Genomic DNA, 18,308 nt, shown 5'->3' with positions numbered 1-18,308 from the left:
GAAAGGAGGAGACAGAATGCCTACAGTAGGATTATTTAACAAAGAAGGAAATAGAATTGAAGATATCCAATTAAATGATAAAGTATTCGCTGTTGAAGTGAATGCAGATGCTATGCACCAAGTAGTTGTTGCATTATTAGCTAACAAGAGACAAGGAACTCAATCAGCTAAAACTAGAGCTGAGGTTAGAGGAGGCGGAATTAAGCCTTGGAGACAAAAGGGAACTGGTAGAGCTAGACAAGGATCAATCAGAGCACCACAATGGATCAAGGGTGGAGTTGTATTCGCACCAAAGCCAAGAGATTACAGAATGTCAATACCAAAATCAATGAGAAGAGTTGCTATGTTATCAGCATTAACTAGCAAAGTTCAAAATGATGAAATGGTAGTATTAGATAGCTTAACATTAGAAGCTCCTAAGACTAAGGAAATTGTTAAAATGTTAAATGCTTTCGATGCTAAGAAGACATTAATTGTTACTGCTGAAGCAAACGAAACAGTTTACAAATCAGCTAGAAATATAGAAGGAGTAGCAGTACTTCCAGTTAACAACATCAATGTTTATGATTTATTAAAATATCCAAAAGTAATCATGACTAAGGATGCTGTATCAAAAATTGAGGAGGTGTACGCATAATGAAGTTAACAAGCCACGATATAATCAGAAAACCAGTTATAACTGAAAAGTCAATGGCTGCAATGGCAGAAAAGAAGTACACTTTCATAGTTCATATGAGCGCTAACAAAGTTCAAATAAAGAAAGCGGTTGAAGAAGTTTTCGGCGTTAAAGTTGAAAAAGTTCAAACAATAAGAACTATGGGAAAAACTAAGAGAATGGGCGTACATGTTGGTAAGAGAGCTGATCAAAAGAAAGCTATAATAACATTAGCTCAAGATAGCAAAGGTATTGAATTCTTCGAAGGAATGCAATAATATCAAAGCGGAATATTGGTAAAAATACCAGATAAGCTTAAAGAAGGAGGGAATTAGCATGGCAGTTAAAAAGTTTAGACCTACTACACCATCAAGAAGAGAAATGACAATGGCTAGTTTTGAAGAAATAACTACAAACAGCCCAGAGAAATCACTTCTTGTTTCTTTAAAGAAAACTGGTGGTAGAAATGCTCAAGGTAAAATAACTGTAAGACACCACGGTGGTGGAGCTAAGAGAAAATACAGAATAATAGATTTCAAGAGAAATAAGGATGGTATTCCAGCAAAAGTTGCTACAATAGAATATGATCCAAACAGAACAGCATACATTGCTTTAGTAGTATATGCTGATGGTGAAAAGAGATACATTCTTGCACCAGTAGGATTAAAAGTTGGAGATACAATCGTATCTGGACCAGAAGCTGATATCAAAGTTGGTAATGCAAAAGCATTAAAAGATATGCCAGTTGGTACAGTTGTTCACAACATAGAATTACAAGCTGGTAAAGGTGGCCAAATGGTTAGATCAGCAGGTACTTCTGCTCAATTAATGGCTAAAGAAGGTAACTATGCTACATTAAGATTACCTTCAGGTGAAATGAGATATGTAAGAATCGAATGTAGAGCTACAATCGGTACAGTTTCTAACACTACTAACGATATCGTTAATATCGGTAAAGCTGGTAGAAAGAGACACATGGGATGGAGACCTACAGTTAGAGGTTCTGTAATGAATCCTTGCGATCACCCTCATGGTGGTGGTGAAGGTAGATCACCAATCGGTAGACCAAGTCCAGTTACTCCATGGGGTAAACCAGCACTTGGATACAAAACTAGAAAGAATAAGAAGTATTCTGATAGATTCATAATAAAGAGAAGAAATAGTAAGTAATTGAAGAGAAATTAATTCTCTTCAGGCTTACTGGGCCTAGAGATTATGAAGGGAGGCAAATTATAGTGAGTAGATCAATAAAAAAGGGACCTTTCGTACACGAAGGACTTTTAAAGAAGATAGAAGAAATGAATGCTAATGGTGAAAATAAGGTTGTTAAGACTTGGTCAAGATCATCAACAATTTTCCCACAAATGATTGGTCATACAATCGCTGTTCATGATGGTAGAAAACACGTTCCAGTATATGTGAGCGAAGATATGGTAGGACATAAATTAGGAGAATTTGCTCTTACTAGAACATACAGAGGACACGATTACGACGAAAAAGCATCAAGAAAAAGAAAGTAATCTGGGAAAGGAGGAACACCAATGGAAGCTAGAGCTATAGCTAAATATGTTAGAATGTCTCCAATGAAAGTAGGAGTTGTTCTTGATTTAATAAGAGGAAAAAACGTTAACGAGGCTTTCGCTATATTACAATACACTCCAAAAGATGCTGCAGTTGTTATAAACAAAGTTTTAAAATCAGCTGTTGCAAATGCAGAGAACAATCATGACTTAAATGTTGAAAACTTATATGTTGCTGAAACATTCGTAGGTGCTGGTCCAACTTTAAAGAGATTCAGACCAATGGACCACGGAAAAGCGTTCAGAATCAACAAGAGAACAAGTCATATAACAGTAGTAGTTAAAGAAAGAGCTTAGTAAGAAGGAGGGAAAAACAAGTGGGTCAAAAAGTACATCCTCACGGACTTAGAGTTGGAGTTATCAAAGGTTGGGATGCTAAATGGTATGCTGATAAGAGAACATTTGCAGATAACTTAATTGAAGATAACAAAATAAGAGAATTCGTAAAGAAAGAACTTTTCTCAGCTGGTATCGCTAAAATCGAAATCGAAAGATCAGCTAAAAGAGTTAAGTTAAATATATATACTGCTAAACCAGGTGTTGTTATCGGTAAAGGTGGTGCAGGAATCGAAGCTTTAAAAGCTAAGGTTGCTAAATTAGTAAACGGAAAGAATATTTTAATAAACATAGTTGAAGTTAAGAATGCTGAAGCAAACGCTCAATTAGTTGCTGAAAACATTGCTGCTCAATTAGAAAAAAGAGTTTCTTTCAGAAGAGCTATGAAACAAAGCATCCAAAGAGCTATGAAATTAGGAGCTAAGGGTGTTAAAACAGCTTGTTCAGGAAGATTAGGCGGAGCTGAAATCGCTAGAACTGAACAATATCATGAAGGAACAATTCCACTACAAACATTAAGAGCTGATATCGATTATGGATTTGCTGAAGCAGATACAACATACGGTAAAATCGGAGTTAAAGTTTGGGTTTATAATGGAGAAGTTCTTCCAACTAAAAAAGTTGAAAAGAAGGAAGAAGTTAACGCGTAAGAAAGGAGGAATATAGTCATGTTAATGCCTAAAAGAGTTAAGCATCGTAAGGTACAACGTGGTAGAATGAAAGGAAAAGCTACTAGAGGTAATTTCCTTGCATACGGAGATTTTGGTATTCAAGCACAAACTTGTGGATGGATAACAAGTAACCAAATAGAATCTGCCAGAATAGCAATTAACAGATACATTAGAAGAGGAGGAAAACTTTGGATAAAAGTATTCCCAGATAAGCCAGTTACTGAGAAACCAGCTGAAACAAGAATGGGTTCTGGTAAAGGTTCACCAGAATACTGGGTAGCTGTAGTTAAACCTGGTAGAGTATTATTTGAATTATCAGGAGTTAACGAAGAAGTTGCAAGAGAAGCAATGAGACTTGCATCACACAAACTTCCTGTAAAGTGTAAATTCGTTACAAGAAGAGATTTTGAGGAAATGGGTGGTGAAGAATAATGAAGGCTAGAGAATTAAAAGATTTAAGAGCAAATAATCCTCAAGATTTAGTTGCTAAGCTAGGTGAATTAAAAGCTGAATTATTCAACTTAAGATTCCAATTAGCTACAGGACAATTAGAAAATCCTATGAGAATAAGAGAAGTAAAGAAATCTATAGCCCAAATCAAAACCATCATTAGAGAAGAAGAGATCAGGGCATTTGAACAGTAAATCTGGAAGGAGGTAGCCCCTAATGGAAAGAGGATTAAGAAAGAAGAAAATCGGTAGAGTTGTTTCTGATAAAATGGATAAGACTATCGTAGTTGCTGTTGAAACTAAGGTAAGACATCCACTATATGGAAAAACTATGAATAGAACTACTAAATTCAAGGCTCATGATGAAAATAATGAAGCTAACATGAATGATAGAGTATTAATAATGGAAACTAGACCATTATCTAAAGATAAGAGATGGAGACTTGTTGAAATAGTTGAAAGAGCTAAATAAGCTTTTAAAGACTGAAAGGAGGGTAAATTTCAATGATACAACAACAAACCTTATTAAAGGTAGCAGATAACTCAGGTGCTAAAGAAATAATGTGTATCAGAGTTTTAGGCGGATCAAAGAGAAAGTTCGGTAACATTGGAGATATAATAGTAGCTAGCGTTAAAAGTGCAACACCAGGCGGAGTTGTTAAAAAAGGTGACGTTGTAAAAGCTGTTATTGTTAGATCAGTAAGAGGATTAAGAAGAGCTGACGGTTCATACATCAAATTTGATGAGAACGCTGCTGTTATAATAAAAGAAGATAAGCAACCAAGAGGAACTCGTATCTTCGGACCAGTTGCTAGGGAGCTAAGAGATAAAGAATTTAATAAAATATTATCATTAGCACCAGAAGTTCTATAATAGAGGAGGTGGCTAATTTGAAGTTACACGTTAAAAAGAACGACACAGTAGTAGTTATTTCTGGTAAAGACGCTGGAAAAACTGGTGAAGTTTTAAAGGTATATCCAAAAACAGGAAAAGTTCTTGTTCAAGGAGTTAATATAGTAAAGAAACACCAAAAGCCAACTAGAGCAAATGCTCAAGGTGGAATAATAGAAAAAGAAGGAGCTATATACAGCTCAAAAGTTATGTTATACTGCACAAAATGCAAAAATGCTACAAGAATTAGCAGTAAAATCTTAGAAGATGGTACTAAGGTTAGAGTTTGTAAGAAGTGTGGAGAAACATTCTAAAATCTGAAAGGAGGTACTAATTATGACACCAAGACTTCAAGAGAAGTATACAAATGAAGTAATTCAAGCTATGACAGAAAAGTTCGGATATAAAAACATCATGGAAGTTCCAAAGCTTGAAAAAATCGTTATAAACATGGGAGTTGGAGAAGCTAAGGATAACCAAAAGGTTTTAGAATCTGCGGTTGCTGATTTACAACTTATCTCAGGACAAAAACCAATCTTAACTAGAGCAAAGAAATCAGTTGCTAACTTTAAGATAAGAGAAAACATGGCATTAGGATGTAAAGTTACATTAAGAGGAGCAAAGATGTTTGAATTTGCTGATAAGCTAATGTCTATAGCTCTTCCAAGAGTTAGAGACTTCAGAGGAGTTTCTGATAGAGCATTTGACGGAAGAGGAAATTATTCTTTAGGAATTAAAGAACAATTAATATTCCCAGAAATAGAATACGATAAGATCGATAAGGTTAGAGGAATGGATATTATCTTCGTTACAACTGCAAAAACAGACGAAGAAGCAAGAGAATTATTAAGATTCCTTGGAATGCCATTCGCTCAATAATAAGGAGGGAAAACTGTGGCACGTAAAGCTATTATTGAAAAGTGGAGCAAAGCTCCTAAATATAAAACAAGAGCTTATACAAGATGCAGAATATGTGGAAGACCACATGCAGTATTAAGAAAGTTTGGTATTTGCCGTATATGCTTTAGAGAACTTGCTTACAAGGGTGAAATTCCTGGTTGTAAGAAGGCAAGCTGGTAAACCTAACGACTGAAAGGAGGCAAATTAAATGGTTATGACAGATCCTATCGCAGATTTACTAACTCGTATTAGAAATGCGAATGCTGTAAGACACGAAGTAGTAGAAGTTCCTTCTTCAAACGTAAAGAAGGCTGTTGCAAATATATTATTACAAGAGGGATACATCAAAAATATTGAAGAATACAATGATGGTGTTGTTCCAATGATGAGATTATCTCTTAAATACGGTTCTAATAAAGAAAGAGTTATAACTGGTATTAAGAGAATTTCAAAACCAGGTTTAAGAGTATACTGTAAGAAAGATGAAGTTCCAAGAGTTCTTAATGGATTAGGAATCGCTGTAATTTCAACTTCAAAAGGTATAGTTGTAGACAGAGAAGCTAGAAAATTAGGCTTAGGTGGAGAAGTTGTTTGCTACGTTTGGTAGTAATTAATTTTGAAAATTAACTAGATTAACATATAGATCTAACAAGTAATACAGGAGGTGCGGTTATGTCAAGAGTAGGTAGATTACCAATAGCTATCCCTGCTGGTGTTACAGTAACAGTTACAGAAGATAACGTTGTTACTGTAAAAGGACCTAAGGGGCAATTAGTTAAGGCTATGGACAAAGACATGAATATAGCAGTTGAAGACAACCAAGTTGTTGTTACAAGACCTAGTGACGTTAAAGAGCACAGAGCTCTTCACGGTTTAACTAGAGCGTTAATCAACAACATGATAATAGGAGTTGAAAAGGGATACCAAAAAACTCTAGAATTAATCGGTGTTGGTTATAGAGCTCAATTACAAGGAAAGAAACTTGTAATGAACTTAGGATATTCACACCCAGTTGAAATAGAACCAGCTGAAGGAATAACTTTCGAAACTCCAGCAGCTACAAAAGTAGTTATATCAGGAATCGATAAGCAATTAGTTGGTGCTGCTGCTGCTGATATCAGAAAGTGGAGAAAACCTGAACCATATAAGGGTAAAGGAATTAAGTTTGAAGGCGAAGTTATCAGACGTAAAGAAGGTAAAACTGGTAAGAAATAATTAGGAAGGAGTGAACCTTATGTTCAAGAAGGCAGACAAAAAGGCAAATAGAGCAAAGCGTCACCTTAGAGTACGTAAGAAAATTTCTGGTACTCCTGAAAGACCAAGACTTTCAGTTTACAGAAGTGAAAAAAATATATATGCTCAAATCATAGATGATATAAATGCTGTTACTTTAGTATCTGCTTCAACATTAGATAAAGATGTTGATGTTAAAGTAGGCGGAAATAAAGAAGCTGCTAAATTAGTTGGTGAACTAGTTGCTAAGAGAGCTTTAGATAAAGGTATTACTGAAGTTGTATTTGACAGAGGTGGATACGTATATCACGGAAGAGTTCAAACATTAGCAGAAAGCGCTAGAGAAGCAGGCTTAAAATTCTAATCAAACAAGGAGGGAAATCAATGAGAATCGATCCTAGCACACTAGACCTTAAGGAAAAGGTTGTTTTTATAAACAGAGTTACTAAGGTTGTTAAGGGTGGTAGAAACTTCAGATTCAGCGCTTTAGTTGTTGTTGGTGACGAGAACGGACACGTAGGCGTAGGAATGGGTAAGTCAATCGAAATCCCAGAAGCAATTAAAAAAGGTATCGAAGACGCTAAGAAAAACATGGTTAGCGTTGCTATAGTTGGAACAACAGTTCCTCATGAAATATATGGTAAGTTTGGAACTGGTAAAGTTTTAATCATGCCAGCTAAAGAAGGTACAGGAGTTATCGCTGGTGGACCAGCAAGAGCTGTACTTGAATTAGCAGGATTAAAGGATGTTAGAGCTAAGTCTTTAGGTTCAAATAATCCAAGAAACATGGTAAATGCTACAATTAACGGTTTAGCAAGCTTAAGAACAGCTGAAGAAATAGCTAAGTTAAGAGGCAAAACTGTAGAAGAAATATTAGGTTAGGAGGTATACGCAATGGCAAAGATAAAGGTTACTTTAGTTAAAAGCTTAATAGGCAGAAAGAAAGACCATATCGCTACTGCAAATGCTCTTGGTCTAAGAAAGATAAACAAAACTGTAGAGCATGAGGATACTCCTCAAATCAGAGGTATGATCAACAAAGTTGACTACTTATTAAAAGTAGAAGAAGTATAATAAAGAGGAGGTGCACTAAGATATGAAACTTCATGAATTAAAGCCAGCAGCTGGTAGCAAAAAAGCTCCTAAGAGAGTTGGTAGAGGTACTGGTTCAGGTTTAGGAAGAAACGCTGGTAAAGGTGAAAAAGGACAAAACGCTAGATCAGGCGGTGGAGTTAGACCAGGATTTGAAGGTGGTCAAATGCCATTATACAGAAGACTTCCTAAGAGAGGATTCACTAATATCTTCGCTAAGAAAATTGTTTCTATTAACGTTGATAGATTAAACATATTTGAAAACGGCACAGTAGTAACTCCAGAATTATTACTTGAAACAAGAGTAATATCTAAAGTTTTAGACGGAGTTAAGATATTAGGAAACGGAACATTAGAAAAGAGCCTAACTGTACAAGGATGTAAGATGTCTAAGTCAGCGGCTGAAAAGATAGAAGCAGCTGGAGGAAAAGTTGAGGTGATATAATATGCTATCAACCCTACGTAATGCCTGGAAGGTTCCGGAACTAAGAAAAAGATTTTTATGGACGATATTTTTAGTAGCAATTTTCAGGATAGGAATACATATTCCGGTTCCTGGAATTGATACTAGTTATTTAAGCTCAATGACTAACTCTAATGGGTTACTTGGATTTTATAACTTAATATCAGGAGGGGCCTTAAGTAAATTTAGTATATTTGCATTAAGTGTTTCACCTTATATTAATGCATCAATCATAGTACAATTATTAACAATTGCAATTCCATCTTTAGAGCAACTTTCTAAAGAAGGTGAAGAAGGTAGAAAAAAAATTCAATCACTTACAAGATATGCTTCAATAGCTATAGGATTTGTGTTGGCTATTGGAATTTATTCAATGATTGCAGCACAAGGTGCAGCAACTGGATTAGGAACAGCCCAAAAAGCAGTAGTACTAATTTCACTAGTTGTAGGATCTACTTTCTGTATGTGGCTTGGTGATCAAATAACTCAAAAGGGATTTGGAAATGGAGTTTCAATATTAATATTTGTTAATATAGTATCTCAATTACCTACAACTTTAATGTCATTATTTACATTAAAAGAAGCAGGTGAAATTTCTATAATAGAAATAGCATTATTCTTAATTGGTGCACTTGCACTATTAGCAGTTACAATTTACTTCTCATTAGCAGAGAGAAGAGTGCCTATCCAATATGCTGGTAAGGCTGTAGGTGCTAAGGTTATGAAAGGTCAATCTACTCATATACCATTAAGTTTAATTGGATCAGCAGTTATTGCAATAATATTTGCAATGTCTGTAATGATGTTCCCTGAAACAATAGCTAATTTCTTCCCAACTAAGGGATGGGCTAAATGGATTGTAACAAGTCCATATAGTATTTTTAATAAAAATACATGGATGTATCCACTTTGTTATGCGGTATTAACAGTATTCTTTACTTGGTTCTATACTCAAATAACATTTAAGCCAGATGAAATGGCTGAAAATCTTCATAAGTCTGCAGGCTTTGTACCAGGAATAAGACCAGGTGAAGCTACAGAGAAGTATTTTGAAAGAGTACTTACAAAAGTATCTTTAATAGGGGGAATATTTGCAGCATTATTAGCTGTTACTCCAATATTAATTAGTAATTATACAGATTTAAGTGGAATTCAATTTGGTGGGACATCTTTATTAATATTAATTGGAGTTGGATTAGATTTTTCTAGACAATTAGACTCACAATTAGTTATGAGACACTATCAAGGATTCTTAAAATAGATTTTATAATGGAGATGATGCCCGTGAAGATAGTATTATTAGGTCCTCCTGGGGCTGGAAAAGGAACACAGGCAAAATCAATTAGTAATAGATACTCTATACCACATATTTCTACTGGGGATATCTTTAGAAAAAATATTTCAGAAGAAACCCCTTTAGGAATAGAAGCTAAGCAATATATTGACAATGGTCAATTAGTACCAGATGAAGTAACTATTAATATGGTTAAAGATAGACTAACATGGGAAGACTGTAAAAATGGTTATCTATTAGATGGATTCCCAAGAACTGTTGCTCAAGCCGAAGCTCTACAAGAGTTTCTAGAATCAAGGGATGAAAAATTAGATACAGCTTTATGTATTGAAGTACCTAGCAGTTTCATACTTGAAAGAATGACAGGAAGAAGAGTTTGCTTATCATGTGGAGCTAGTTATCATATCAAATTTAATTCACCAGCTGTTGATGGTGTTTGTGATGTGTGTGGTGATAACATTATCCAAAGAAAAGATGATGTTGAAGAAACAGTAAAAGAGAGACTAGATGTCTATGAAAGACAAACACAACCACTGATTGATTTTTATAAAGAAAAAAACTTACTTTCCACAGTAGATGGAACAAAAGCTATTAATGAAGTATTCGAAGGTATCTGTAATATATTAGGGAGTGCAAATTAATGATTATTATCAAAAGTGATAAAGAAATCAACCTAATGAGAATTGCAGGTAGAATAGTAGCAGAAACTCTACTACTTGTTGAAAAAAAAGTTAAACCAGGAATAACTACTGCTGAATTAGATAGGATAGCAGAAGAATTTATAACTAAGCATGGGGCAATACCTTCATTTAAAGGGCTCTATGGATTTCCTGCTTCACTATGTATATCTGTAAATGAGCAAGTAGTTCATGGAATACCAGGAGGGTATGTATTAAAGGATGGAGATATCATTAGTGTAGACTGTGGAGCAAACATAAATGGATTCCACGGTGATGCAGCAAGAACCTTCGCTGTAGGCAATATTTCTGAAGAAGCAAGTAAGCTTATAAAAGTTACTGAAGAATCTTTTTTTAAAGGTTTAGAGTTTGCAAAAGTAGGAAATAGACTAACTGATATTTCACATGAAATACAACGCTATGTTGAGGCTTCAGGCTTCTCAGTTGTAAGAGATTTCGTAGGTCACGGGATAGGAAAAAGTGTCCATGAGGATCCGGAAATTCCTAACTTTGGAAGACCAGGCCGAGGTCCAAAATTAGTTACTGGTATGACTTTAGCTATAGAGCCTATGGTTAATATAGGAACATATAGAGTAGCTACTTTAGGTGATGATTGGACAGTAGTCTCAGCAGATAAGAGCCTTTCGGCTCACTATGAAAACACTGTTGTAATTTTACCAGATGGACCAGAGATATTAACACTGATTAAATAAGTGTTGCTTAGTTATAAATTCGCATGATACCAAAAGGTGGCTTGTAGATTTATGACTAAGGTAATCATCGAGGTGAAAGAAATTTGCAAAACAATGACTTAATTGGGAAAGTTGTTCTTTCAAAATACGGAAGAGATAAAGATCATTATTACGTTATTATTGATAAAGTTGATGATTATTATCTTTTAAGTAATGGAAGCAATAAGACAATTCAGATGCCTAAGAAGAAAAACATAAAACATTTTGTTGTTTTAGAAAATGTAGATGATGAGATTAAAGCATCACTTATATTAAAGGATAAAGGTACTGATTTAAAAATAAAAAGATTTCTAAAACTAAAAGGCATTGTTAAGGAGGGTTGATTACCTTATGTCAAAAGATGATGTAATAGAAATGCAAGGTGTAGTCTTAGAGGCTTTACCAAATGCAATGTTTCAAGTTGAGTTAGAAAGTGGTCATAAAATTTTAGCTCATATATCAGGAAAATTAAGAATGAACTTCATAAGAATTCTACCAGGAGATAAGGTTACTATAGAACTTTCTCCATATGACCTAACAAGAGGAAGAATTACTTGGAGAGCAAAATAAGGTAAAAATTTACCATAAATTACACAAGGAGGGTTAGCGATGAAAGTAAGACCATCAGTTAAGCCTATTTGCGAAAAGTGCAAGATTATAAGAAGAAAAGGAAGAGTAATGGTAATCTGTGAAAATCCTAAGCACAAGCAAAAACAAGGCTAATATAATTTAAATATTAGGCAGAATAATTTACAAATATTAATATGTTGACTTTTTTTTGAAAGTTCAATATTATTATATAGGCGTTTAAATCAGCTTATTAATTTTAGGTACGGCTGACGATAGCTCTTAAGCTATCGACCTAAGATTTTAATATAAATTTATCAAAAGCAAAAATAAAAAATTGCATTTCAATAAACAGGAGGTGTAAGTTCAATGGCAAGAATAGCAGGAGTTGACCTACCAAAGGAAAAAAGAGTTGAAATAGGTCTAACATATATATACGGAGTTGGTTTATCTACTTCTCAAAAGATATTAGCTACTACTGGAATTAACCCAGATACTAGAATTAAGGATCTTACTGAGGATGAAGTAAATGAAATCAGAAACTATGTAAACAAGAACTTAATGGTTGAAGGTGACTTAAGAAGAGATGTTGCTTTAAACATTAAGAGATTAGTTGAAATAGGTTGTTACAGAGGAATAAGACATAGAAAAGGTCTTCCAGTTAGAGGACAAAAAACTAAGACTAACGCTAGAACTAGAAAAGGTCCTAAGAAGACTATCGCAAATAAGAAGAAGTAGTGAGGAGGGATTTCGATGGCTCAAAAAGTCAAAAAGACTACTAGAAGAAGAAAAGAAAGAAAGAATGTTGAGCATGGTGCTGCACACATCCAATCAACTTTCAATAACTCAATAGTTACTTTAACTGATGCGGCTGGAAATGCTTTATCATGGTCAAGTGCTGGAGCTTTAGGTTTCAGAGGTTCAAGAAAGAGCACTCCATTTGCATCTCAAATGGCAGCAGAAACTGCAGCTAAAGCAGCTATGGAACACGGTTTAAAGAGTATAGAAGTATACGTTAAAGGACCAGGTGCTGGTAGAGAAGCAGCTATAAGATCATTACAAGCTGCAGGTTTAGAAGTAACTCTAATTAAAGACGTTACTCCAATTCCACACAACGGATGTAGACCACCGAAGAGAAGAAGAGTCTAATTATATTTAAATTCAACAGGAGGTGTAACGAATGGCAAGATATACTGGAGCTACATGTAGATTATGTAGAAGAGAAGGTCAAAAGCTATTCCTTAAGGGAGATAGATGTTATACAGATAAATGTGCTTTCGTAAGAAGAAGCTATGCACCAGGACAACACGGAGCAGCTAAGAAAAAGTTATCTAACTACGGAGTACAATTAAGAGAAAAGCAAAAAGCTAGAAGAATATACGGTGTTTTAGAAGGTCAATTCAGAACTTACTATGAAAAGGCTGACCACATGAAGGGAATCACTGGGGAAAACTTATTAATGTTACTAGAAATGAGATTAGATAACGTTGCGTACAGATTAGGATACGGTGCTTCAAGAAACGAAGCTAGACAATTAGTTACTCACGGTCATTTCTTAGTAAATGGTAAAAAAGTTGATATTCCATCATACAAAGTATCAGTTAATGATGTTATATCTGTTTGCGAAAAGAGCAGAGGAACTGAAAAGTTCAAGACTTTCGTAGAAAATCCAAAGACATTACCAAAATGGTTAGAAGCTAACGTTGAAAACTATGAAGGTAAAGTAGTTGCTGCGCCAGCTAGAGAAGACATTGACGTACCAGTTAACGAAACTCTAATTGTCGAATTATACAGCAAATAATAAATTAATTTAATTTATTATATTAAATTTTAAATGGAATCAGTTGCCCTCGTAATAAGGTTGCCATTTTATATACAAGGAGGGTTTGTACATGTTAGAAATAGAAAAGCCAATAATTGAATGTATAGAATCAAATGAAGATGGTACATATGGTAAATATGTAGTTGAGCCATTAGAAAGAGGATATGGTATTACACTTGGAAATGCGATGAGAAGAATTCTTTTATCATCACTTCCAGGTGTAGCTACTACATCAATTAAGATTGATGGAGTGCTTCATGAATTCTCAACTGTACAAGGTGTTAAAGAAGATGTTACTGAATTAATTCTTAATATTAAATCTTTAGCACTTACAATGGAAGGCGAAGGTCCACAAACTATTTATATAGATGCTAAGGGACCTGGAGTTGTTACAGGTGCAGACATTAAGACTGATGGAAATGTGGAAGTTATAAACAAGGATTTACACATAGCAACGCTTGATGAAAATGGAAGATTATATATGGAATTAACAGTTAATAGAGGAAGAGGTTATGTTACTCAAAATAAAAATAAGAGTGATTCATTACCACTTTCAGCAATAGCTATTGATTCTATTTATACTCCAGTTAAGAGAGTTAACTTCACTGTTGACAACACAAGAGTTGGTCAAATCACTGATTATGACAAATTAACACTTGAAATTTGGACTAATGGAACTATTAAAATAGATGAAGCTATAAGCTTATCTGCTAAGATTTTAATAGAGCACTTCAAATTATTCATGTCATTAGGTGTTGCAACTAATGATGTTGAAATTATGATTGAAAAAGAAGAAGATAAAAAGGAAAAAGTCCTAGAAATGACTGTTGAAGAACTAGACCTTTCAGTTAGATCTTATAACTGCTTAAAGAGAGCTGGAATTAATACAGTTCAAGAACTTGCTGGTAAATCAATGGATGACATGATGAAGGTAAGAAATCTAGGAAAGAAATCCTTAGAAGAAGTTGAAAGAAAGCTTAAAGAATTAGGTTTAGCCTTAAAACTAAGCGACGAGTAGGGAGGTAAATCCATGGCAGGTTATCGTAAGTTAGGTCTTTCTACAGACCAAAGAAGAGCTATGTTAAGAAGTCTTGTTACTAGCTTCTTAAAGCATGGTAGAATTGAAACTACTGAAACTAGAGCTAAAGAAGCTAGATCTATAGCTGAAAAGATGATTACTCTTGCAAAAAGAGGAGATCTTCACGCTAGAAGACAAGTTTTAGCTTACGTTTTAGAAGAACAAGTAGTTAAAACATTATTTGATGAAATCGCTCCAAAGTATACTGAAAGAAACGGCGGATACACTAGAATGATCAAAAAAGGTCCTAGAAGAGGAGACGGAGCTGAAGTTGTTATACTTGAATTAGTATAATTTTACTTTGGGGATTAAGCTTGACTTAATCCCCATTTTTGCATATAAAAATAATTATTAAATAAATTTGTTATAAATATTGAGATATAATACTTATCTTAAATACTTGTAAATAGTCTGACCTTATATATAATTAAGTTATGGAAATTTATATGAAATTTATATAACTTAATTATATATTTAAAATGTTATTAAAGGAGGGATATATATGGAGAAAATGATAGAGTGTAAAAATATAGTATTTAAATATTCTACAGGTGAAGAGGGAATAGAAAAGTTAGCTATTGATGGACTAAATCTGCAAGTTAAAAAGGGTGAATTTTTAGTAGTACTAGGTCATAATGGTTCAGGCAAATCTACAGTAGCGAAACATATGAATGCATTATTAACACCTACAGAAGGAACTGTTATTGTTAATGGATTAGATACAAAAAATGAAGATAACATATGGGATATAAGATCAACTGCTGGAATGGTGTTTCAAAATCCAGATAATCAATTAGTAGCTACAATAGTAGAAGAAGATGTTGCATTTGGACCAGAAAATTTAGGTATTCCACCACAAGAAATAAGGAAAAGAGTTGATGATGCCTTAGAAAAGGTTGGAATGAGTGAATATAAAAGACATGCACCTCATTTATTGTCTGGAGGTCAAAAGCAAAGAATTGCAATTGCAGGAATTTTAGCAATGCAACCTAAATGTATAATTTTTGACGAACCAACAGCAATGCTTGATCCATCAGGAAGAAGAGAAGTAATTAATAATATTAAAGAATTAAATAAGAAGCATGGAATAACTATTATATTAATAACTCATTATATGGATGAAGCAGCAGAAGCAGATAGAGTTGTAGTAATGGATAAGGGGAAAGCTGTTATTGAGGGAATTCCACGTGAAGTTTTTTCGCATGTTGAAACTATGAAAAAAATAGGTTTAGATGTTCCACAGGTAACAGAACTATGTTATGAGCTTAGAAAAGCAGGTATTGATATAGATACAAAAATTTTAAATGTGAATGAGATGGTGAATGCATTATGTCAATTAAGATAGAAAATTTAACACACATATATATGCCTAAAACACCTTTTGAAAAAAAAGCACTAGATAATATAAATCTAGTTATTGAAGATGAGGATTTTTTAGCTTTAATAGGGCATACTGGATCAGGAAAGTCAACTTTAATTCAGCATTTAAATGGTTTATTAGAACCAAGTTCAGGAAAAATTTTAGTTGATAATGTTGATATTACAAATAAGGAAACTAAACTTACTGACATAAGAAAGAAAATTGGTTTAGTATTTCAATATCCAGAATATCAATTGTTTGAAGAAACAATTGAAAAAGATATAGCGTTTGGGCCTAATAATTTAGGCTTAGCTCAAGAAGAGGTTTTAAGTAGAGTTAAAAAATCTATGGAGATGGTTGGTTTAGATTATGAAATATATAAGGATATTTCTCCATTTGATCTAAGTGGAGGGCAAAAAAGAAGAGTTGCTATAGCAGGAGTTATTGCTATGGAACCAAAAGTTTTAATATTAGATGAACCTACCGCAGGATTAGATCCTAAAGGAAGAGATGATATTTTAGAACAAATAAAAATTCTTCATGAAAAATATAAAATGACAATTATATTAGTTAGCCATAGCATGGAGGATGTTGGAAAGTTAGCTGAAAAAATTGTTGTTATGAATAAGGGAAAAATAGCTTTAATGGGTAAACCATCAGAAATATTCAAAGAAGTTGAAATATTAGAGAGTATAGGATTAGCAGTGCCACAAGTAACTTATTTAATGAAAGCTTTAAGAGAAAAGGGATTTAATGTTTCTGATGAAGTTTTTACTGTAGAGCAAGGTAGTAAAGAACTTTTAAGAGTATTATTAAAAAAATAATTTAATAATAAAAAGAACTGATTAAGTAATACTTATATAATTTTTTTGATTAAAAGTATATGAAAGAGAGAAGTTTAGTATGATTAAAGATATAACTATAGGGCAATATATACCAGGTGAATCTTTTATACATAAATTAGATCCAAGAACAAAGATATTAATTTCTTTTTTATTTATAATAAGTTTATTTATTATTGATAAATTTGTTGGATATATATTTATTGTAGCATTTTTAGTTTTAGTAGTTTACATTGCAAAAATATCTCCAAGGTATCTTTATAAAGGATTAAAGCCTGTATTTTTATTAATAGCATTAACTGCTATATTAAATATTTTTATGCTTAAAGAAGGAAGACTAATTTTTCATATTGGATTTATAAAAATATATGAATCTGGAATAAGAACTGCATTTTTTATGGCAATAAGATTAATACTTCTTATAATGGGAACCTCAGTTTTAACGTTAACAACGTCTCCTATTGAATTGACAGACGGCATAGAAAGATTATTAAAACCTATTGGAAAAGAAATTGCACATGAATTAGCTATGATGATGACAATTGCATTAAGATTTATACCTACTCTTATAGATGAAACTGATAAAATAATGAAAGCTCAAAAAGCTAGAGGAGCTGACTTTGAAAATGGTGGATTAATAAAAAAAGCAAAAAGTTTAATACCTCTTTTAGTACCATTGTTTATTAGTTCATTTAGAAGAGCTGATGAGCTTGCTATGGCTATGGAAGCAAGATGTTACAGAGGGGGATCAGGTAGAACTAGAATGAAGGTTTTAAAATTTAGCTCTAAGGATTTAATTGCATTTGGAGTTTTTGCATTATTATTTATAAGCACAATAGTAGTTAGATTTGCAATTTAGTAATTTGAATTAAAAAGGTGATAAGTTGAATAATATAAAATTAACTTTAGAATATGATGGAACAAATTATTATGGATGGCAAAAACAAAAGGGAATGAAAACAATACAAGGAGAGATAGAAGAAGCTCTCCTTATTGTTACTAAAGAAAAATGTGAGGTAACAGGAAGTTCAAGAACTGATGCAGGGGTTCATGCAAAAGGGTTTGTTGCTAATTTTAAAACTAATAGTAAAGTTCCTCCAGAAAGATTTAGGGAAGCACTAAATATTAAGTTACCTAATGATATAGTTGTAGTTAAATCAGAGAAGGTAGAAGATGACTTTCATGCAAGATATTATGCTAAGGGAAAAACATATGAATATTATATATTGAATGATAATGTTCCTTCAGCTTTAATGAGAAACCAAGTATATCATTATAAATATCCATTAAATATTAAATCTATGAGAGAAGGAGCAAAGTATTTTATTGGAACACATGATTTTTCTGCATTTAAAACACAAGGAAGCTCTGTAAAGGGAACTGTAAGAACCATTTTTGATGTTAAAGTAGAAAAAATAGATAAAATTATAAAAATTTCTGTAAGTGGTGATGGATTTTTATACAATATGGTTAGAATAATAGTTGGGACATTAATAAATGTTGGGAGAGAAAAAATAGAGGCTAATTATATATCAGAGATAATAGCTAAAAAGGATAGAAAACTGGCTGGTGATTGTGTTCCACCTAATGGATTATTACTGAAGGAAGTTTATTATTAAAAATTTTTAAGAAAAATTATTGACACGCCCGTAAGCGTGTATTATAAT

At 33.3% G+C, this 18,308-nt stretch carries 34 protein-coding genes; all 34 read left to right on the top strand.

The window, feature by feature from the left end; translation table 11 throughout:
• The first annotated feature begins 16 nt into the window (after positions 1-16).
• The 34 genes from rplD to truA all read left to right on the top strand — a co-directional run bounded on the left by rplD (position 17) and on the right by truA (position 18,260).
• Positions 17-637, top strand: coding sequence for a 50S ribosomal protein L4 (gene rplD / locus QZ321_RS08945; RefSeq protein WP_291740296.1), 621 nt, complete (start codon positions 17-19; stop codon positions 635-637).
• The gene (gene rplW, locus QZ321_RS08940) at positions 637-933 is read left to right on the top strand and encodes a 50S ribosomal protein L23 (protein ID WP_133016289.1); all 297 of its coding nucleotides are present in this window, start codon (positions 637-639) and stop codon (positions 931-933) included. The genes rplD and rplW overlap by 1 nt, the downstream gene beginning before the upstream one ends.
• Before the next feature lie 58 nt (positions 934-991).
• Positions 992-1,825, top strand: a complete 834-nt coding sequence (gene rplB, locus QZ321_RS08935; protein WP_291740298.1) for a 50S ribosomal protein L2 — start codon at positions 992-994, stop codon at positions 1,823-1,825.
• A 65-nt stretch (positions 1,826-1,890) separates the two neighbouring features.
• Positions 1,891-2,175 carry a 30S ribosomal protein S19 gene (rpsS, locus tag QZ321_RS08930; protein WP_005212052.1) on the top strand — a complete coding sequence of 95 codons (285 nt, stop codon included), beginning with the start codon at positions 1,891-1,893 and terminating at the stop codon, positions 2,173-2,175.
• Positions 2,176-2,196: 21 nt separating this feature from the next.
• Positions 2,197-2,532 carry a 50S ribosomal protein L22 gene (rplV, locus tag QZ321_RS08925; RefSeq protein WP_005212053.1) on the top strand — a complete coding sequence of 112 codons (336 nt, stop codon included), beginning with the start codon at positions 2,197-2,199 and terminating at the stop codon, positions 2,530-2,532.
• Between the two features lie 20 nt (positions 2,533-2,552).
• A complete protein-coding gene (rpsC, locus tag QZ321_RS08920; RefSeq protein ID WP_042401527.1) occupies positions 2,553-3,221 on the top strand; it encodes a 30S ribosomal protein S3 in 669 nt (222 codons plus the stop codon).
• Positions 3,222-3,239: 18 nt separating this feature from the next.
• Positions 3,240-3,674 (top strand): 50S ribosomal protein L16, encoded by a 435-nt coding sequence (gene rplP / locus QZ321_RS08915; RefSeq protein WP_040419026.1) that lies wholly within the window; start codon positions 3,240-3,242, stop codon positions 3,672-3,674.
• Complete coding sequence (gene rpmC / locus QZ321_RS08910; RefSeq protein ID WP_005212060.1) at positions 3,674-3,886, top strand: 50S ribosomal protein L29; 213 nt, start codon at positions 3,674-3,676, stop codon at positions 3,884-3,886. The genes rplP and rpmC overlap by 1 nt, the downstream gene beginning before the upstream one ends.
• Positions 3,887-3,908: 22 nt before the next feature.
• A complete protein-coding gene (gene rpsQ / locus QZ321_RS08905) occupies positions 3,909-4,163 on the top strand; it encodes a 30S ribosomal protein S17 (protein WP_005212062.1) in 255 nt (84 codons plus the stop codon).
• 32 nt (positions 4,164-4,195) lie between these two features.
• A complete protein-coding gene (gene rplN / locus QZ321_RS08900) occupies positions 4,196-4,564 on the top strand; it encodes a 50S ribosomal protein L14 (RefSeq protein ID WP_005212064.1) in 369 nt (122 codons plus the stop codon).
• A gap of 17 nt (positions 4,565-4,581) precedes the next feature.
• Entirely contained in the window at positions 4,582-4,896 is a 315-nt protein-coding gene (gene rplX / locus QZ321_RS08895) for a 50S ribosomal protein L24 (protein WP_195468546.1), read from the top strand.
• 22 nt (positions 4,897-4,918) lie between these two features.
• The gene (gene rplE / locus QZ321_RS08890) at positions 4,919-5,461 is read left to right on the top strand and encodes a 50S ribosomal protein L5 (RefSeq protein ID WP_133016285.1); all 543 of its coding nucleotides are present in this window, start codon (positions 4,919-4,921) and stop codon (positions 5,459-5,461) included.
• A 15-nt stretch (positions 5,462-5,476) separates the two neighbouring features.
• A complete protein-coding gene (locus tag QZ321_RS08885) occupies positions 5,477-5,662 on the top strand; it encodes a type Z 30S ribosomal protein S14 (protein ID WP_005212070.1) in 186 nt (61 codons plus the stop codon).
• Positions 5,663-5,690: 28 nt separating this feature from the next.
• Positions 5,691-6,089 (top strand): 30S ribosomal protein S8, encoded by a 399-nt coding sequence (gene rpsH, locus QZ321_RS08880; protein WP_005212071.1) that lies wholly within the window; start codon positions 5,691-5,693, stop codon positions 6,087-6,089.
• A gap of 65 nt (positions 6,090-6,154) precedes the next feature.
• Entirely contained in the window at positions 6,155-6,697 is a 543-nt protein-coding gene (rplF, locus tag QZ321_RS08875) for a 50S ribosomal protein L6 (protein WP_291740300.1), read from the top strand.
• Between the two features lie 19 nt (positions 6,698-6,716).
• A complete protein-coding gene (gene rplR, locus QZ321_RS08870) occupies positions 6,717-7,079 on the top strand; it encodes a 50S ribosomal protein L18 (protein WP_133016283.1) in 363 nt (120 codons plus the stop codon).
• A 20-nt stretch (positions 7,080-7,099) separates the two neighbouring features.
• Positions 7,100-7,597: a 30S ribosomal protein S5 gene (gene rpsE / locus QZ321_RS08865; RefSeq protein WP_195468549.1), complete on the top strand. Its 498-nt coding sequence runs from the start codon at positions 7,100-7,102 to the stop codon at positions 7,595-7,597.
• 12 nt (positions 7,598-7,609) lie between these two features.
• On the top strand, positions 7,610-7,789 hold the full coding sequence (gene rpmD, locus QZ321_RS08860) for a 50S ribosomal protein L30 (protein WP_005212077.1): 180 nt from the start codon (positions 7,610-7,612) through the stop codon (positions 7,787-7,789).
• Positions 7,790-7,811: 22 nt separating this feature from the next.
• Entirely contained in the window at positions 7,812-8,252 is a 441-nt protein-coding gene (rplO, locus tag QZ321_RS08855) for a 50S ribosomal protein L15 (RefSeq protein ID WP_195468550.1), read from the top strand.
• Between the two features lies 1 nt (position 8,253).
• Entirely contained in the window at positions 8,254-9,531 is a 1,278-nt protein-coding gene (gene secY / locus QZ321_RS08850; RefSeq protein WP_291740302.1) for a preprotein translocase subunit SecY, read from the top strand.
• Between the two features lie 23 nt (positions 9,532-9,554).
• The gene (locus tag QZ321_RS08845) at positions 9,555-10,205 is read left to right on the top strand and encodes an adenylate kinase (RefSeq protein WP_291740304.1); all 651 of its coding nucleotides are present in this window, start codon (positions 9,555-9,557) and stop codon (positions 10,203-10,205) included.
• On the top strand, positions 10,205-10,954 hold the full coding sequence (gene map, locus QZ321_RS08840) for a type I methionyl aminopeptidase (RefSeq protein WP_291740306.1): 750 nt from the start codon (positions 10,205-10,207) through the stop codon (positions 10,952-10,954). Before QZ321_RS08845 ends, map begins: the two co-directional genes overlap by 1 nt.
• An 83-nt stretch (positions 10,955-11,037) precedes the next feature.
• A complete protein-coding gene (locus QZ321_RS08835) occupies positions 11,038-11,316 on the top strand; it encodes a KOW domain-containing RNA-binding protein (protein WP_291740308.1) in 279 nt (92 codons plus the stop codon).
• 7 nt (positions 11,317-11,323) lie between these two features.
• Complete coding sequence (gene infA, locus QZ321_RS08830; RefSeq protein ID WP_005212092.1) at positions 11,324-11,542, top strand: translation initiation factor IF-1; 219 nt, start codon at positions 11,324-11,326, stop codon at positions 11,540-11,542.
• Positions 11,543-11,581: 39 nt separating this feature from the next.
• The gene (gene rpmJ, locus QZ321_RS08825) at positions 11,582-11,695 is read left to right on the top strand and encodes a 50S ribosomal protein L36 (protein ID WP_003448032.1); all 114 of its coding nucleotides are present in this window, start codon (positions 11,582-11,584) and stop codon (positions 11,693-11,695) included.
• A 213-nt stretch (positions 11,696-11,908) separates the two neighbouring features.
• Positions 11,909-12,277 carry a 30S ribosomal protein S13 gene (rpsM, locus tag QZ321_RS08820; protein ID WP_042401482.1) on the top strand — a complete coding sequence of 123 codons (369 nt, stop codon included), beginning with the start codon at positions 11,909-11,911 and terminating at the stop codon, positions 12,275-12,277.
• A gap of 15 nt (positions 12,278-12,292) precedes the next feature.
• Complete coding sequence (rpsK, locus tag QZ321_RS08815) at positions 12,293-12,688, top strand: 30S ribosomal protein S11 (protein WP_005212098.1); 396 nt, start codon at positions 12,293-12,295, stop codon at positions 12,686-12,688.
• 31 nt (positions 12,689-12,719) lie between these two features.
• Positions 12,720-13,340, top strand: a complete 621-nt coding sequence (gene rpsD / locus QZ321_RS08810; protein ID WP_291675693.1) for a 30S ribosomal protein S4 — start codon at positions 12,720-12,722, stop codon at positions 13,338-13,340.
• Between the two features lie 91 nt (positions 13,341-13,431).
• Positions 13,432-14,379 (top strand): DNA-directed RNA polymerase subunit alpha, encoded by a 948-nt coding sequence (locus tag QZ321_RS08805; protein ID WP_133016276.1) that lies wholly within the window; start codon positions 13,432-13,434, stop codon positions 14,377-14,379.
• A 12-nt stretch (positions 14,380-14,391) separates the two neighbouring features.
• Entirely contained in the window at positions 14,392-14,733 is a 342-nt protein-coding gene (gene rplQ / locus QZ321_RS08800; protein WP_291740311.1) for a 50S ribosomal protein L17, read from the top strand.
• Positions 14,734-14,941: 208 nt separating this feature from the next.
• On the top strand, positions 14,942-15,784 hold the full coding sequence (locus tag QZ321_RS08795) for an energy-coupling factor transporter ATPase (RefSeq protein WP_291748378.1): 843 nt from the start codon (positions 14,942-14,944) through the stop codon (positions 15,782-15,784).
• Positions 15,769-16,623 carry an energy-coupling factor transporter ATPase gene (locus QZ321_RS08790; protein WP_291748381.1) on the top strand — a complete coding sequence of 285 codons (855 nt, stop codon included), beginning with the start codon at positions 15,769-15,771 and terminating at the stop codon, positions 16,621-16,623. The genes QZ321_RS08795 and QZ321_RS08790 overlap by 16 nt, the downstream gene beginning before the upstream one ends.
• Positions 16,624-16,702: 79 nt before the next feature.
• Positions 16,703-17,500, top strand: a complete 798-nt coding sequence (locus tag QZ321_RS08785) for an energy-coupling factor transporter transmembrane protein EcfT (RefSeq protein WP_291740317.1) — start codon at positions 16,703-16,705, stop codon at positions 17,498-17,500.
• A gap of 25 nt (positions 17,501-17,525) precedes the next feature.
• A complete protein-coding gene (gene truA, locus QZ321_RS08780) occupies positions 17,526-18,260 on the top strand; it encodes a tRNA pseudouridine(38-40) synthase TruA (RefSeq protein ID WP_291740319.1) in 735 nt (244 codons plus the stop codon).
• The last annotated feature ends 48 nt before the right edge of the window (positions 18,261-18,308 follow it).

The sequence above is a fragment of the uncultured Clostridium sp. genome (assembly GCF_910588715.1).
Classification (GTDB): Bacteria; Bacillota; Clostridia; order Clostridiales; family Clostridiaceae; genus Clostridium.
Note: the sequence above shows the minus strand (reverse complement) of the source record. Positions and strands in the feature narration are given on the sequence as shown.

Excerpts from the sequence above, each read along its gene's own strand:
- rplD (WP_291740296.1), top strand. The coding sequence starts at position 17 with ATGCCTACAGTAGGATTATTTAACAAAGAAGGAAATAGAATTGAAGAT.
- rplW (WP_133016289.1), top strand. The coding sequence starts at position 637 with ATGAAGTTAACAAGCCACGATATAATCAGAAAACCAGTTATAACTGAA.
- rplB (WP_291740298.1), top strand. The coding sequence starts at position 992 with ATGGCAGTTAAAAAGTTTAGACCTACTACACCATCAAGAAGAGAAATG.
- rplV (WP_005212053.1), top strand. The coding sequence starts at position 2,197 with ATGGAAGCTAGAGCTATAGCTAAATATGTTAGAATGTCTCCAATGAAA.
- rplP (WP_040419026.1), top strand. The coding sequence starts at position 3,240 with ATGTTAATGCCTAAAAGAGTTAAGCATCGTAAGGTACAACGTGGTAGA.
- rpmC (WP_005212060.1), top strand. The coding sequence starts at position 3,674 with ATGAAGGCTAGAGAATTAAAAGATTTAAGAGCAAATAATCCTCAAGAT.
- rpsQ (WP_005212062.1), top strand. The coding sequence starts at position 3,909 with ATGGAAAGAGGATTAAGAAAGAAGAAAATCGGTAGAGTTGTTTCTGAT.
- rplN (WP_005212064.1), top strand. The coding sequence starts at position 4,196 with ATGATACAACAACAAACCTTATTAAAGGTAGCAGATAACTCAGGTGCT.
- rplE (WP_133016285.1), top strand. The coding sequence starts at position 4,919 with ATGACACCAAGACTTCAAGAGAAGTATACAAATGAAGTAATTCAAGCT.
- rpsH (WP_005212071.1), top strand. The coding sequence starts at position 5,691 with ATGGTTATGACAGATCCTATCGCAGATTTACTAACTCGTATTAGAAAT.
- rplF (WP_291740300.1), top strand. The coding sequence starts at position 6,155 with ATGTCAAGAGTAGGTAGATTACCAATAGCTATCCCTGCTGGTGTTACA.
- rplR (WP_133016283.1), top strand. The coding sequence starts at position 6,717 with ATGTTCAAGAAGGCAGACAAAAAGGCAAATAGAGCAAAGCGTCACCTT.
- rpsE (WP_195468549.1), top strand. The coding sequence starts at position 7,100 with ATGAGAATCGATCCTAGCACACTAGACCTTAAGGAAAAGGTTGTTTTT.
- rpmD (WP_005212077.1), top strand. The coding sequence starts at position 7,610 with ATGGCAAAGATAAAGGTTACTTTAGTTAAAAGCTTAATAGGCAGAAAG.
- rplO (WP_195468550.1), top strand. The coding sequence starts at position 7,812 with ATGAAACTTCATGAATTAAAGCCAGCAGCTGGTAGCAAAAAAGCTCCT.
- secY (WP_291740302.1), top strand. The coding sequence starts at position 8,254 with ATGCTATCAACCCTACGTAATGCCTGGAAGGTTCCGGAACTAAGAAAA.
- map (WP_291740306.1), top strand. The coding sequence starts at position 10,205 with ATGATTATTATCAAAAGTGATAAAGAAATCAACCTAATGAGAATTGCA.
- infA (WP_005212092.1), top strand. The coding sequence starts at position 11,324 with ATGTCAAAAGATGATGTAATAGAAATGCAAGGTGTAGTCTTAGAGGCT.
- rpmJ (WP_003448032.1), top strand. The coding sequence starts at position 11,582 with ATGAAAGTAAGACCATCAGTTAAGCCTATTTGCGAAAAGTGCAAGATT.
- rpsM (WP_042401482.1), top strand. The coding sequence starts at position 11,909 with ATGGCAAGAATAGCAGGAGTTGACCTACCAAAGGAAAAAAGAGTTGAA.
- rpsK (WP_005212098.1), top strand. The coding sequence starts at position 12,293 with ATGGCTCAAAAAGTCAAAAAGACTACTAGAAGAAGAAAAGAAAGAAAG.
- rpsD (WP_291675693.1), top strand. The coding sequence starts at position 12,720 with ATGGCAAGATATACTGGAGCTACATGTAGATTATGTAGAAGAGAAGGT.
- QZ321_RS08805 (WP_133016276.1), top strand. The coding sequence starts at position 13,432 with ATGTTAGAAATAGAAAAGCCAATAATTGAATGTATAGAATCAAATGAA.
- rplQ (WP_291740311.1), top strand. The coding sequence starts at position 14,392 with ATGGCAGGTTATCGTAAGTTAGGTCTTTCTACAGACCAAAGAAGAGCT.
- QZ321_RS08795 (WP_291748378.1), top strand. The coding sequence starts at position 14,942 with ATGGAGAAAATGATAGAGTGTAAAAATATAGTATTTAAATATTCTACA.
- QZ321_RS08790 (WP_291748381.1), top strand. The coding sequence starts at position 15,769 with ATGTCAATTAAGATAGAAAATTTAACACACATATATATGCCTAAAACA.
- QZ321_RS08785 (WP_291740317.1), top strand. The coding sequence starts at position 16,703 with ATGATTAAAGATATAACTATAGGGCAATATATACCAGGTGAATCTTTT.